9 protein-coding genes are annotated in these 14355 nt (G+C 33.1%); 8 read left to right on the top strand and 1 reads right to left on the bottom strand.

The annotated features are described in order from the left end of the window. Nucleotides 1–6: 6 nt before the first annotated feature. Nucleotides 7–843, bottom strand: a complete 837-nt coding sequence (locus tag EMN46_RS07620) for a GLPGLI family protein (protein WP_154200204.1) — start codon at nucleotides 841–843, stop codon at nucleotides 7–9. A 212-nt stretch (nucleotides 844–1055) separates the two neighbouring features. Between EMN46_RS07620 and EMN46_RS07615 the strand changes: the two genes are divergently transcribed. The 8 genes from EMN46_RS07615 to EMN46_RS07580 all read left to right on the top strand — a co-directional run bounded on the left by EMN46_RS07615 (nucleotide 1056) and on the right by EMN46_RS07580 (nucleotide 14353). After that, the gene (locus EMN46_RS07615; protein ID WP_154200203.1) at nucleotides 1056–2234 is read left to right on the top strand and encodes an FIST signal transduction protein; all 1179 of its coding nucleotides are present in this window, start codon (nucleotides 1056–1058) and stop codon (nucleotides 2232–2234) included. Next, nucleotides 2228–3844, top strand: coding sequence for a PAS domain-containing sensor histidine kinase (locus EMN46_RS07610; protein WP_154200202.1), 1617 nt, complete (start codon nucleotides 2228–2230; stop codon nucleotides 3842–3844). The genes EMN46_RS07615 and EMN46_RS07610 overlap by 7 nt, the downstream gene beginning before the upstream one ends. Before the next feature lie 11 nt (nucleotides 3845–3855). Beyond that, nucleotides 3856–4224, top strand: a complete 369-nt coding sequence (locus tag EMN46_RS07605; protein ID WP_154200201.1) for a response regulator — start codon at nucleotides 3856–3858, stop codon at nucleotides 4222–4224. A gap of 191 nt (nucleotides 4225–4415) precedes the next feature. Next, a complete protein-coding gene (locus EMN46_RS07600) occupies nucleotides 4416–4991 on the top strand; it encodes a TetR/AcrR family transcriptional regulator (protein WP_154200200.1) in 576 nt (191 codons plus the stop codon). 185 nt (nucleotides 4992–5176) lie between these two features. Beyond that, entirely contained in the window at nucleotides 5177–6259 is a 1083-nt protein-coding gene (locus EMN46_RS07595; protein WP_154200199.1) for an efflux RND transporter periplasmic adaptor subunit, read from the top strand. Continuing rightward, a complete protein-coding gene (locus EMN46_RS07590; RefSeq protein ID WP_154200198.1) occupies nucleotides 6256–9312 on the top strand; it encodes an efflux RND transporter permease subunit in 3057 nt (1018 codons plus the stop codon). Before EMN46_RS07595 ends, EMN46_RS07590 begins: the two co-directional genes overlap by 4 nt. Nucleotides 9313–9329: 17 nt before the next feature. Further along, nucleotides 9330–10694, top strand: a complete 1365-nt coding sequence (locus EMN46_RS07585) for a TolC family protein (RefSeq protein WP_195715211.1) — start codon at nucleotides 9330–9332, stop codon at nucleotides 10692–10694. A 386-nt stretch (nucleotides 10695–11080) separates the two neighbouring features. Further along, nucleotides 11081–14353 (top strand): efflux RND transporter permease subunit, encoded by a 3273-nt coding sequence (locus tag EMN46_RS07580; RefSeq protein ID WP_154200196.1) that lies wholly within the window; start codon nucleotides 11081–11083, stop codon nucleotides 14351–14353. Nucleotides 14354–14355: the final 2 nt, after the last annotated feature.

Below are 14355 nucleotides of genomic sequence, written 5' to 3'. Positions count from 1 at the left end.
TGGAAATTAGCGTCTTCCTCCAGGACCACCTCTACGGCCACGGTTGTTTTTGAAATTCTCACGCATCTCTAGCATTTTAGCTTTAGAAATTTCGTCGTATTCTGCTTGGTTAACTTTTTTCCCTTTTGATGGTGCTTCTATAACGACTTTTTCTTTGGGGTTCATGCTGATTTCAGAACATAAAATAGACGTTATATCGTCACTTAATTCTAATATTAAACCAGGTAATCCCCAATAGTTTGCAGGACCTTGATTAATAGGGATTTCTGGAGAATACCATGCCGTAATTTGAATTTCTTTTTCGATATATTCTTCACCTTTACTTTCAGCATTTCTATTGAATAGAGCCGCCATATTTGGCCTTTTAATTGTTCTAGTTGCTGTTGCTTTAAAGGCTGTATATTTTCCAATTTTTTTTGATTCAGCACCCATCTTCCAATCTAACTTTAAAAGGGAATCTTGAACAAGGAAAATTTTACCGAAGAGATCGTTCTTTACAGCATAGGTGCCTGTTTTTACATTTTTGTAATAATCTTCACCATTACTGCCCATCATTCCAAAACCCATTCCTCGACCTTGATTAGAACCAGGTTGTTCAAGTTTCACATCTTCCTTATATATCGATTCTATTTGGTTAAAGTTTAAAATAAAAGTCTTTTCATTAGCTTTTTTCATCCGTTCCATCATCATTTTCTTCCGATCTTCGGGAATGTTACGTCCCGATAAATCAATATTAACGGTTGTTTTACTTTGATAATAGGCTTTACCTTGGAATTCTTGTGCCCAAAGGTGTGACGTAAAGCTTAAAAGTAGGCCAATAATCAAGAAAAGTGTTTTTTTCATATCGAAATCATATTTTGTTAATAACTAGTAGTACTCTACTGAGACAGTTAGAAAGCATAAAGGTTTAATCAAACAACTTATTAAAATTATATATTTTAATAAAAAATGGGTAGTAAGGCTTTATATTGATGTATAGAACTTGACATATCAATATAATAATTTGTATATTAAGTTAATTTCAGATCCTTATTATTTTCAATAGTAAATATTAATTGTTAGCTTTAAAATGGTTAATTCATAGTCATAATAATAAAGCGCAATTTAATAACATCTTAAATGTTATGAGAGCATTATACTTTTCAGATAAGGATATTTCAAAACTAAATGAATGTCTTAAACAACTAGATAAAGAAAAAGAAACAAAATCTATTTTGTTTTTGATGGCAGATGCAGAGCATTATTCCGATGATGAATTAATGCCACTGCTTAATACTTGTTCTACGCCCATTCTTGGAGGTCTATTCCCGGAATTAATATTTGAAGGAAAACGAAAGAAGAAAGGTGTTTTATTATTGCCTTTATTATTTGAGTTAAAAACTCAGGTTTTTGATCTATCTCAAAATGGTGATGTTTGTCTAAAGCAAATGGAAGCTATTCATAAAGATTCAATGAATCAGTTAAGCTCATTATTTGTATTTGTAGATAGTTTGGCTAGTAGAAAAAGTCAATTTATGGAAAGCTTGTTTAATTTTTTCGGTGTCAATACAACATACATCGGAGGATCGGCAGGTTCTTTATCTTTCGAAAAGTTAGCGTGCATTATCTCAAATAAAGGCATTCATAAAAACGCAGCAGTAATTGGTTGGGTAAATAAAAAAATGGCTTTAGGTGTTGCTCATGGGTGGAAATCATTTTCAGAAATATTGAAGGTAACAGAAACGGATAAAAATATAGTTAAAACATTAAATTGGAAACCTGCTTTCCAAATTTATAAAGAAATTATTGACTCTCATTCGGGGTTGAAATTAACCACAGATAATTTTTCCGAAATAGTAGAATCTTATCCTTTAGGTATTGAAAAGTTGGATGCAGAAATGATTGTTCGAGATCCTTTTAAATGTTGTAATAATGAACTTCATTTTATTGATTCCATTCAACAGGGAGAATATGTTAAGGTGCTTCATGGTGATTTAGAGTCTTTAATAGAAGGTGCTTCAGTAGCTCGAGAACGGGCCCTTTCTCAATTAGATAAAGAAATGGCTCAAGATTCAATTTTTTGTATTGATTGTATATCAAGGGTTATATTTATGAAAGATTTATATTCAAAAGAGTTAGAAGTTATTTCTAAAAATAAGAAAGTATCTGGCGTTCTAACTATTGGTGAAATAGCTAATGAGGGGGATTCATTTTTAGAAATTTATAACAAAACAATAGTTTTAGCTGTATGGTAGATAAAAGCTTTCAAACTGAAATCTTGTTAGAGTTGGTCTTTAGTGTCAGTCATGAAAAGAGTGAACGCCTGATTCTAGATAAGAGTTTGCCTTTATATTTAAGAAAACTCAATTGCTTTATAGCTGGAGTTTTAAAAATAGAAGAAGAAAGTCGTATAAAAGAATTAATGATTGTGCCTTTTGCCGCAGGAAAAACCAATGATTGGGATAAGGTAAAAACTTACTTTAGCTCTGTTTCAATGGAGGATGGAGGCAAACCTACTCAGTTCACCTATAATAGTGTGTACTATTATGGTTTGTGCTTGAATGGTTATGGCTTGCTTATTTTAGGAAGGAAAAAGCCATTTACATTTTTATTTTTAAAAGAACTTGAGAATGTGGTTCATCATTTGGGTAAAGCTTTAATCCAATCAAATGAAATAGAAAAAAGACAACTAGCTGAAAAAAATCTTATTGTAAGCGAACAGAGACTGATGAAGTTTTTACAAGAATCACCTTCGGATATAGAAGTTTATGATTCTAGAGGATTGCAAGTGGTCGTTAATAAAGCCTATGAAGAATTCTGGGGTATTCCATCTTCAAAAACCTTGTTGAATTTTAATATCTTAAAGTGCGAAGCAATAAAAGGAATGGAGCTTTTTAAATATGTAAATAAAGCATACGAAGGTGAAGCTGTTTCAATAGAGGATTATAAATTTTGTCCAGAAAATAATGTATCAAATGTTTATGAAGGTGTTGAGCGTTGGATGTCAACTAGAATATACCCTCTTATAAGTCAAAATGATGAACTTACCCATATTGTTGTGACTCATGACGATGTAACTCACCGTAAAGAAGCAGAAGTAAAGCTTCGTGAGGCTAAAGAAAAAGCAGAGGAAAGTGATCGTTTAAAAACGGCTTTTTTATCTAATATGAGTCACGAAATTCGTACGCCAATGAATGGAATACTTGGCTTTGCAGAACTTTTAAAGCAGTCTACTTTCGATGAAGAGGATAGAGAGCTTTCTATTGAACTAATTGAGAAAAGTAGTGCAAGAATGCTTAGTATTATTGACGATTTAGTTAATATTTCTAAGTTGGAATCGGGGCAAATGGAACTGTATATATCAGAAACTAATGTGAATACTCAAATTCAAAATGTTCGTAATTTATTAAGTGATAAAATTAAAAGTAAAAATTTAGAATTGAAAATTAAGAGTTCTTTATCTAATAATGATTGTTTTGTTAAAACTGATAGAGAAAAATTATATTTAGTCCTTAGAAACTTAACTGAAAATGCAATTAAGTATAGTAAACATGGGGTTATTGAGATTATTGTTGATAAAAAAGAAGGTTTTTTTAAATTTTCTGTGAAAGATGAAGGTATTGGTATACCTTTAAAGAAGCAAAGTGCAATTTTCGATCGTTTTATTCAAGCCGATATTGGTGATAAAAGAGCTTTTCAAGGTGCTGGCTTAGGTTTGGCAATTTCTAAAGCATTTGTTGAAATGTTGGGGGGAGAAATATGGATCGAAAGTAAAGAAGGAATTGGTTCTAAATTTTATTTTACCATTCCATGTAATGTAGATTTTAAAGAGAAAAATCTATTAAAAAATAGTATTACTAATTAAATAAAATTGGTATGAGTTTAAAAGTGCTAATTGTTGAAGATGATAATATTTCAAAGAATTTTTTAGAGTTACTAATAAAACCTTTGAGTAGCAAGATTATCATTGCAAAAGATGGGAAAGAGGCTATTCAACTTTATGTTGATAATCAGGATATAAATTTGATATTAATGGATATTAAAATGCCTGAAATGGATGGTTATGAGGCAACTCGTCAAATTCGTAAAATGAATAAGGATGTAATTATTATTGCTCAAACAGCCTATAGTTTAGTAGGAGATAGAGATAAATCTCTTGAAGCTGGTTGTAATGATTATATTACCAAGCCAATATTTAGGGATAAATTAATGAATTTAATTCATAAATATTTTCATGAGATATAGAATCAATTTTATAATATGATGAAAAATAATCTGTCTTTTAAAGTGTAATCCTCTAGGGTTGCATTTTTTTTTGTACATAAATTAATAGCTTTCTCTGCTTGAATTTGAAAATTCAAAATTTAGATTGTTAATATGATTTTTTGAATTCAATTTTATTATATTTGCACTCGAAATACTAAAAGAGTTCAATTATGGCAAAATCAGATAAGGCAGAAATTCATGAGATGGTAATTAAGGTTGCTCAGAATATGATGTTGAAATATGGACTTCGTGGATTGAATATGCTTGAATTGGCAAGTGAGTGTGGTTTGGCTAAAGCAACTCTTTATAAGGTTATTAGAACAAAAGAAGAGCTTGTAAAAGAAATTGCTCTTGAGATTCTTAATGTGAATATTATCAAAGTATTGGAACCATATCACACTTTTGATGAGCCTATTGAGGCAACAAAAGTATTCTTGGATAATTATTTCAACTATGCTATAAAAGCGCAGAAAATATTGACACAGCAGATCTATAAGGAATATCCTTTAATAGAGAAAAACATAGAAGAGAAGTACGAAGAACAGATGAAGATAGTAAGCCAGTGTTATTTTGAATGGCAAGAGAAAGGTTTAATTCGAAAAGATATAAACGTTGCGTATTGTATGGATGCTTTGCGGGCTTTAAACGAAATTTATATTACTGGTCCATATTCCGAAGAAGAGACAATTGATCGTTTAAGAACTTCTTTTAGGTGTTTGTTTAGGGGAATGGGGATTAAAATATAAATTCATGCAGATATAAAAATAGCAGCTAGTTAGCTTGCTTTTTTTTTAATAGAGGAATGAACTATATGAACATATATAGTTCATTTTGTAGTTTGATAATTATTGGAATAGAGAAATGGGTTCTCTATTATTTTATACATATGGTATGAATTAATCATAAAAGGTTAATTCAAAATGTTTTTAGAATGAGAAAAATGAAAATTTCAAGAATGATGGTGCTTGCATTATTTCTTTCTGTGGGCATGTTTGCTTGCAAAGATGGAAAGAATGTCGCTAAGCAAGAGCTTGTTCAACCTGTTAAGGTGTTTAAGGTAGATGCAGAGTCGTCTAATCTAACAAAAAAAGTATTTACTGGTCTTGTGAAAGAATCAAGAGAAGTAAAATTAGCTTTTCAAATTCCTGGGCCATTGGTAAAATTGAGTGTTAGTGAAGGTCAGTTTGTTAAAAAAGGACAAGTTGTTGCTATGCTCGATGAGCGTGATTATCAGGTTCAATTAGCATCGGCTAATGCAAACTATGACAATGCAAAATTACAGGCAGAAAGATATACGGCTTTATTTGAGAAAAAAAGTACTTCTAAGAGTGTTTATGACCAAATACAAGTAGCATATAAGTTAGCTAAAGCTCACAAAGATGCAGCAGAAAATGCTTTGAATGACACGAAGATAAGAGCTCCTTTTTCTGGTTATGTACAATCATTATATGTAGAGAATTTTGAGAAGATTGGTGCTGGTCAGCCCATTATCTCATTACTTGATTTAAGTCATTTGGAATTGGTCGTAGCTCTTAGTGAAAATGATTATTTACAAAGTAAGCTTTTTACAAAATTTCAATGTCAGTTTGAGCATTTCCCAAACTTAAATTTTGATTTAAAACTGATTGATATTGAAAGAAAACCTAATAGAGATAATTTCTATAAAATGAGATTAGATATTAATACTAAAAAGCTGCAAATTGTTCCTGGAATGGTTGCTAGCCTTAGTACTTATCTAAAATCTGAAGGTAATACTTTGAACAAAATACCAGAAGAATCTGTTTTTAGTGATAAAGGTAAATCTTACGTTTGGAAGTTTAATCCAAAAAAGGAATGTGTTGAGCGTAAGGAAGTAAAACTCAAAAGTTTTGATTCAAACGGCATGATATCTATTGAAAATGGTGTTTCAGATGGTGACTTTATAGTTTCAGCTGGTATTCATAACCTTAGAGAAGGTCAGAAAGTTAAAATGTTAGTTAAAAGAACAAATTCCAACGTAGGAGGTCAGCTATGAATATTACAGAGGCTATTTTAAAACAGCACAAGGTACTGTTTGTTGCACTGGTAGCTATTGTGATAGGAGGGGTATTCTCTTTTACTAAAATGAGTAAGCTTGAGGATGCTGAAATTACGGTTAAGTCAGCTTTGGTTATAACACAATATCCAGGTGCTTCTCAGCACGAAGTGGAGTTGAGAGTTACCGACGTACTTGAAACGGCTATTCAGTCTATGGATAATATCGATTTTATAGAGTCACGTTCTATGGCCGGTTATTCCGAAATTACAGTAAATATAGCTAAATCATTAGTTACTTCTGAATTGCCACAGGTGTGGGATTTGCTACGTAGAAAAGTAGGTGATTCTCAGGTATATTTACCACAAGGTGCATCTAAATCTATGGTTTTCGATGATTATGGAGATGTATATGGTATTTTTCTAGCATTGAGTGGCGATGGTTTTTCAAGTGATGAAATACAAGATTATGCACGTTATATAAAAAGAGAACTTCTATTGGTTGATGGGGTAAAACGTATCAATTTGTATGGTGAACAAAGAACTTGTGTTAATATTGAATTATCGCAGGAGAAAATGGCTTATCTAGGTGTTCATCCTTATAAAGTGGTCGAGATACTTAATAATCAGAATAAGGTAATTAATCCAGGAAGTTTAAAAGTAGGTTCAGACAGAGTTCGTATCGCTTCTGATGGTAGTTTTCATCAGTTAGATGACTTGAAGAATCTTTTAGTATCAGGTATGGGGGCCAATTCTGTTTATTTGAAAGATATTGCTTCTATAACAAAAGGAATTATGGAGCCTTACACCAATAAATTGAAATACAATAAAACACCTGCAATTGGTGTGGCTGTAGCAATGGAAAGTGGAGGAAACGTGATTGAACTCGGAGAGCGTATCCAAAATAGGATGGATAAACTTAAGGAAAATTTACCCGTTGGTATCAATTTGAATAAGGTGTTTTATCAACCCAAACGAGTAAGTTCAGCGATTGAGGTATTTATGATCAATTTAATTGAATCAGTACTTATTGTTGTCATTGTTTTATTATTTGCAATGGGCTTTAGAACAGGCTTATTGATTGGTAGTGGTTTGATTTTTACTATTTTGGCTACATTTATTGTTATGCTGAGTTTTGATATTGCATTACAAAGAGTTAGTCTAGGTGCAATTATTATTGCAATGGGGATGCTTGTTGACAATGCAATTGTTATAGCCGATGGTATTCTCATCGATCTTAAAAGAGGCGTTAAACGATCAGAAGCCTTAGTGAGAACTTCCAAGCAAACGGCTATGCCTTTATTGGGAGCAACTTTAGTAGCAATTTTAGCTTTCTTACCAATTTATTTATCTCCAGATAGTACAGGAGAATTTTGTTCTAGCTTATTCCTTGTTATAGGTATATCTCTGTTTATTAGTTGGTTATTAGCATTAACTCAGACGCCATATTTTTGCGATTTATTCTTAAAAGGTAAAAAATATGAAAAAACTGAGAACGGAAATGTAGATCCTTATGCAGGTAAGTTCTATCAATTATTTCGCTCATTTATAAAGTATGCTCTACACCATAAAATAGCGATCATTGTAATTACAATTTTACTTTTTATTTCGTCGATTTTTGCATTCTCGAATGTGAAACAGCTTTTTATGCCTAACCTTGCCTACAATCAGTTTGTTGTAGAATATTATTTGCCAGATGGTAGTGATATTACTAGTGTCGAGAAAGAGCTGGCTGATATAGAAGCTTATTTGCTGAAACAGAAAGAAGTTGTAAATGTAACAACTAGTTTGGGTTCAACACCTGCTAGATATACTTTGGTTCGTCCATTTACGAATAATCATTCGAATTATGGAGAACTAATCGTTGATACTAAGGATTACGAAACAACAAAAAGCTACGGTAAGAAGTTACAAGAGTATCTAAATGAAAACTATTCTTGGGCTAAATGTCGTGTAAGATATTATGGGCCTATTTTTACGGAATATATGATTGAGGCTAAGTTCTCTGGTCCAGATCCCGAGGTGTTGAGAGATTTAGCTGATCAGGCTCAGAAGATTATGGAGGCTGAACCAACAGCGGTGAAAGTAACGAATAATTGGAACAACAAAGTGAAGGTTTGGAATCCGGAATTTTCTCAGGCTAAGGCAAGAAAAGTAAATATTACCCGTTCTGATGTTTCGAATGCTCTAGCTTGTGCAACAACAGGTTTACCTATTGGTTTGTTTTATCAGGATGATGATATGTTACCAATTATTCTAAAAACCAAAGTTGATAAGGATAAGTATGTTGAAGCATTAGAGAATACACCTGTTTGGGGGAATAACTTGCATAGTATTCCATTGAGGCAAGTTGTTTCAGATATCGATATTCAGTTTGAAAATCCTAGCATTAAACGTTATAATCGTAGAAGAGCGATTAAAGTACAATGTGATCCAGCAGTGGGGTATAATGCTCCCGATGTTTTTGTGAAATTGCAAAAAAAGGTTGAGTCAATTGTATTACCAGAGGGTTATGATTTTCAATGGTTGGGAGAGCATAAAGATAGTACGGATGCGAAAGAAAATATGGGTAAGTTTTTACCTCTAGCTTTCTTCTTCATGATTTTTATTATACTGCTATTATTCAATAATTTTAGACAGCCTATAATTATTTTGATTATTATTCCTTTAGCCTTTATTGGTGTAAGTTATGGTTTGCTGCTGACAGGAAAAGCATTTGGTTTTATGGCTATTCTTGGAACACTCGGGCTTATAGGTATGATGATTAAGAATGCAATTGTCCTCTTGGATCAAATTAATATCGAAATAAGGGAAGGTAAAGATATAGCACATGCTATAATCGACTCTGCAGTTTCAAGAATGCGTCCTGTTATTATGGCTTCATTTACAACTATTTTGGGAATGATTCCATTAATTTCAGACGAGTTATTTGGAGGAATGGCAGTTGCTATCATGTTTGGTTTATTAATCGGTTCGGTTATTACATTAATAGTTGTACCAGTGCTTTATGCACTGTTTTACAGGGTGTCAACTAAAAATATCAAGAACTTATAATGATAATGAAGAGATTGATGAAAAGGATATTTAGTATATTATTCCTTAGCTTGATTGTATTTCAAGTTATAGGACAAGAAAAACTCTCGCTTAAGGAGAGTAGGGCTTTGGCATTAGAGTATAATCAGAAGATAAAGATTGCAGACCAAATTATTGCTGAAAATCAGTCGAATGTAAAGTTTGCATTTACTCATTTTTTACCAAATTTCTCAGCTACAGGTTCGTATAATTATTATCATGATATTGATGATATTAGTCTTTCTGGTGGCTTTTTACCAACAGCAAGTAGCGAGGCTGAGGCGTCGCTAGGGAATTATACAGGAATAAGTGATGTCTATTTTCCAGGCTTTAATATAGAAATGGGAAACATTGACTACCATTCGGCAAGCTTACAAGTTGAACAGCCAATTTATATGGGAGGAAAAATTCGTACAGCTTATGCAATGAGCAAGTTGGGTTCTGAAATCTCAATATATAATAAAAAGCTTCAATCTTCTGATGTCTTGTTGGAAACTGACCAAGCTTATTGGAACTTGGTTTCTGTAAAAGAAAAAGTGACATTGGCGAAGAAATATGTTGCCATGCTTTCGACTTTGGTTCAAGATTTACAAAATGCTTTCGACTTGGAGATAACAACTAAAAATGAGTTGTTAAAAGCTCAAGTGCAGTTGAATCAAGCTCGATTAAACTTGTTTCGAATAAAAAATGGTTATGTATTATCGAAAATGGCTTTGTGCCAGGTTATAGGTAGAGATTTAATGAGCGATATTGTTGCTGTTGATACGATTATTCAAGTTAATGAAAATACAGTACAGACTGATTACATGCAGAAAGCTTTGAAAAATCGTCCAGAGCTATTAATGCAAGCTAAACAGATTGAAATATCTAAGGAACAGGTCAAATTTGAGAGAGCTGAGTATTTACCTCAAATGGGGGTTGGAGCTTCATATTCTTATATGAGTAAGATAAATGATTTAATTGGTTCAACAAAAATATTGGCTGTTCAGGCAAAGGTAAGTGTTCCAATCTTTCATTGGCAGGAGAGAAAACATAAACTTGCTACTGCTCGATTTAAAAGCAAACAGATAGAGCTTGAGAAGGATAGAACAGAGGATTTAATTAGTCTCGAAGTTCAACAGTCGTATTTTAATTTACAGGAAGCTTTTCAACAAATCGAATTAGCGAAAATCTCGATGGATCAAGCTAACGAGAATGTTGAGTTAACAAAGAATAGTTTTTATGAAGGATTAGCTAATACGAGAGAATTACTCGATGCTCAAACTTTTTGGCAAAAAGCCTATAATGAGCTTATTGATTCTAAAATAAATTATAAGTTAAGTGAAATTAAATTCCTTAAATCCACAGGAGACTTAGAAATATAAAACAAAGTGAATTGAACAAATTAATCTTGTAAGAAGATTTATTAGGTTAAAATAATATTGTTTTTTTTTTCAAAATTAAGTTTAAATGAAAAGTGCAGCCAATAGGTTGCACTTTTTTACATTATATATACAGTGAAATTAGTTTTGCGTATTCTTATTTTATAAATTTGGTAATCAGCAATCTAATTTTATTGACAATTTTATTCTATATAGATATTAAGAATAATGATTTGGATATACTATCGATGGGTGCAGTTTGGTTGAATATCTATTTAAGAGATAATAAGGTTGGAATGTGAAGTTGGAAGTGGTGAGTTATCTTAGAATAGTTGTTGTAAACATAATATCCAATACGATACAATTTACACGCCTTAAGTTTCAAATTTATGTTAGAAAAAATCATTGATTTTAGCATTAAAAACAAACTGATTGTAATCCTATTTACACTATCAATAGCTCTATTTGGTAGTTATGCTATTCTTAATATACCCATTGGCGCTGTGCCAGATATTACTAACAATCAAGTTCAGGTTATTACGACTTCTGGAAATCTCTCTACTCAAGAAATTGAACAATTCATTACCGCTCCTGTTGAGTTAGAAATGGCGAATCTTCCAGGTGTTGAGGAAATTCGTTCCATATCTAAGTTTGGTTTATCAGTTGTTACAATAGTTTTCAATGAAGAGATTGGAACTTACTTACCACGCCAATTAATTGCGGAAAAAATAAAGGCAGCCTCAGCAAATATTCCTGATGGATTTGGTACGCCCGAAATGGGACCTATTACGACGGGACTTGGCGAAATATATCAATATATATTAGATGTTAAGCCTGGCTATGAAGATCGTTACTCGGCGATGGATTTAAGAACCGTGCAAGATTGGATTGTTAAACGCCAACTATCTGGAATTCCTGGTGTCGTAGAGGTGAATAGTTGGGGTGGATATCTTAAACAATACGAAGTTGCTATTGATCCTATTCGTTTAAGGAATATGAATTTAACACTCATGTCTGTTTTCGATGCACTTAAGTCGAACAACAGTATTTCTGGTGGAGCGTATATAGAAAAAACGAATCAAGCGTATTTTATTCGGGGAGACGGACAGGTAAAATCGATAAAAGATATTGAAGATATTGTTGTGAAGAATAATGCTGGAATCCCAATTTTGGTAAAAGATGTTGCAAGGGTTCACTTTGGGTATGCCAATCGCTTTGGTGCTATTACGGCTAACGGACAAGGTGAAAAAGTACTTGGGCAAATTATGATGCTTAAGAATGCCAATTCAAAACTTGTAATTAATGAGGTTAAAGAGCGTGTTGCTGAAGTTCAAGAGAGTTTACCCGAAGGTGTATTTATAAATCCCATTCTTGAGCGTTCTGAGTTGATTGGGAAAACGACTTTTACTATTGTGGAGAACTTAGTTTTAGGTTGTTTAATTGTTGTTCTGATAGTTATCCTTTTGTTGGGAAACATTCGATCAGCCCTAGTTATTGCCTCTATGATTCCTTTGGCACTTCTATTTACACTTTCATTAATGTATCTTTTTGGAATTGATGCAAACCTCATGAGTTTAGGGGCACTCGACTTTGGTATTATAATAGATGGTGCCGTTATTATTGTGGAATATATTGCCATTCGCATTAATTCGCAGCAGCTTATTCTCGATCAATCAAAACCTGAAGAAAGACAACGATTAATCGATAAGGTGACTTTCTCAGGTGCTTCAAAAATGATGAATTCGGCTATATTTGGTCAAGTTATTATACTAATCGTTTTTATACCTATTCTATCGCTTCGTGGTGTTGAAGGAAAGATGTTTCAACCTATGGCCTTATCTTTTAGTTTTGCCATAATTGGAGCTATGATTTTAGGTTTAACTTGGCTTCCCGTAGCTTCGAGCTTATTTCTAAAACCAGTTAAAGAAAATAAGCGTGGCATGTCTCAAAAAATAATGAATTTGGCTTACAACTCGTATAGTCCTGTAATGAAATGGTCTTGTGGTCATAAGAAATTAGTTTTAGGAGGTTCACTTCTCATTTTTTTAATGACGGCAGTTTTGTTTACGCGAATGGGAGGTGAGTTTGTCCCAACTCTCGACGAAGGTGATTTTGTGATTCAGCCAGTTCTAAAAACAGGAACTTCATTGTCTAAAACGGTTGAGTTGACGACTCGAATGGAAAATATATTACTTGATGAGTTTCCTGAAATTGATCAAATAGTCTGTCGAATTGGTGCTGCCGAAGTACCAACCGATCCTATGTCTATGGAAGAGATCGATATGATTATTAAAATGAAACCACGAGGAGAATGGACTTCAGCAAAGAGCAAAGAAGCTTTAGCTGATAAGTTTAAGGAAGCTCTTTCGATTATTCCGGGTATAGAATATGAATTTACTCAGCCCATTGAAATGCGTTTTAACGAATTGATAACGGGTGTTCGTTCCGATATTGCAATTAAGGTTTTTGGTGAAGATTTATCCTATTTAAATGAAAAAGCGACTGAGATTAAAAAATTGATTGAGGATGTACCCGGTGCAGCCGATGTGATTCTTGAAAAAACAGAAGGCTTACCTCAAATGAGTGTGCGCTATCATAGAGGTAAAGTTGCGCAATATGGTTTAAACATGGAAAGTTTGAATACCTATTTATCTATGGCTTTTGGTGGTGAAAGTACAGGAAGCGTTTTCGAAGGTGAAAAGCGTTTCGATTTGGTGGTTCGCTTACAGAAGCAAAATAGAATGGATATCGACAATATTCAGAATTTGATGGTTCCCTTACCAAATGGAAATCAAATTCCAATGAATGAGTTAGCCGAAATTTCCTTTTCTGAAGGACCTGCCAAAATATCTCGCGAAAATACCCACCGACGTGTTGTGGTGAGTGTAAATGTTCGTAATAGAGATCTACAGTCGGTCGTTGAAGATATTCAAGCTAAAATAGATGATCGAATTACCTTAAAACCTGGAAATTATATTGTTTATGGAGGGCAATTCGAAAACCTTCAAAATGCGACACAACGCTTAATTTATGTGGTTCCATTGGCACTTTTACTCATATTTATTTTTTTGCACTTTGCCTTTAAATCGCTTAAGGATGCCATTATGATTTTTACGGCTGTTCCTTTATCTACAGTGGGTGGTATACTTTTCCTTTGGATAAGAGGCATGCCATTTAGTGTATCGGCAGGTATTGGTTTTATAGCCCTGTTTGGTATTGCAGTGCTCAACGGAATTGTATTGATAGAGCATTTAAAAGATCTGCAAGAAAAAGGAGGAATGGATATGAGGCATCTCATTTTGCAAGGAACTAAAGACCGTTTACGTCCCGTAATGTTAACGGCTGCAGCTGCAGCCATGGGTTTTTTACCAATGGCTATTTCAACAGGAGCAGGAGCGGAGGTTCAGCGTCCATTGGCAACAGTTGTTATTGGAGGTTTAATTACTTCTACCATGCTTACGATGATTGCTTTGCCCTTATTGTTTGAACTTTTTTATAGCGTAAAAGGTTTCAATTGGCGTTCTTTTCGATTTATCAAAAAGGAAACGCTTATCACAGGTATAATCATCGTTTTTGTATCAATAACGAGCTTATCAAATAATCAGCAGTTTGGAACACGAGAACATTTACAAACAATAGAATCAACACATTTAAACCTATAAAT

The sequence above is a fragment of the Ancylomarina sp. 16SWW S1-10-2 genome, assembly GCF_009669305.1.
In the GTDB taxonomy this organism is placed as follows: Bacteria; Bacteroidota; Bacteroidia; order Bacteroidales; family Marinifilaceae; genus Ancylomarina.
The sequence above is the reverse complement of the archived record's forward strand: the minus strand, read 5'-3'. Positions and strand labels throughout refer to the sequence as shown.

Bases quoted from the DNA above. Each gene is read 5' to 3' on its own strand.
- EMN46_RS07620 (WP_154200204.1), bottom strand. From the start codon at position 843: ATGAAAAAAACACTTTTCTTGATTATTGGCCTACTTTTAAGCTTTACG.
- EMN46_RS07610 (WP_154200202.1), top strand. From the start codon at position 2,228: ATGGTAGATAAAAGCTTTCAAACTGAAATCTTGTTAGAGTTGGTCTTT.
- EMN46_RS07605 (WP_154200201.1), top strand. From the start codon at position 3,856: ATGAGTTTAAAAGTGCTAATTGTTGAAGATGATAATATTTCAAAGAAT.
- EMN46_RS07600 (WP_154200200.1), top strand. From the start codon at position 4,416: ATGGCAAAATCAGATAAGGCAGAAATTCATGAGATGGTAATTAAGGTT.
- EMN46_RS07595 (WP_154200199.1), top strand. From the start codon at position 5,177: ATGAGAAAAATGAAAATTTCAAGAATGATGGTGCTTGCATTATTTCTT.
- EMN46_RS07590 (WP_154200198.1), top strand. From the start codon at position 6,256: ATGAATATTACAGAGGCTATTTTAAAACAGCACAAGGTACTGTTTGTT.
- EMN46_RS07585 (WP_195715211.1), top strand. From the start codon at position 9,330: ATGAAAAGGATATTTAGTATATTATTCCTTAGCTTGATTGTATTTCAA.
- EMN46_RS07580 (WP_154200196.1), top strand. From the start codon at position 11,081: ATGTTAGAAAAAATCATTGATTTTAGCATTAAAAACAAACTGATTGTA.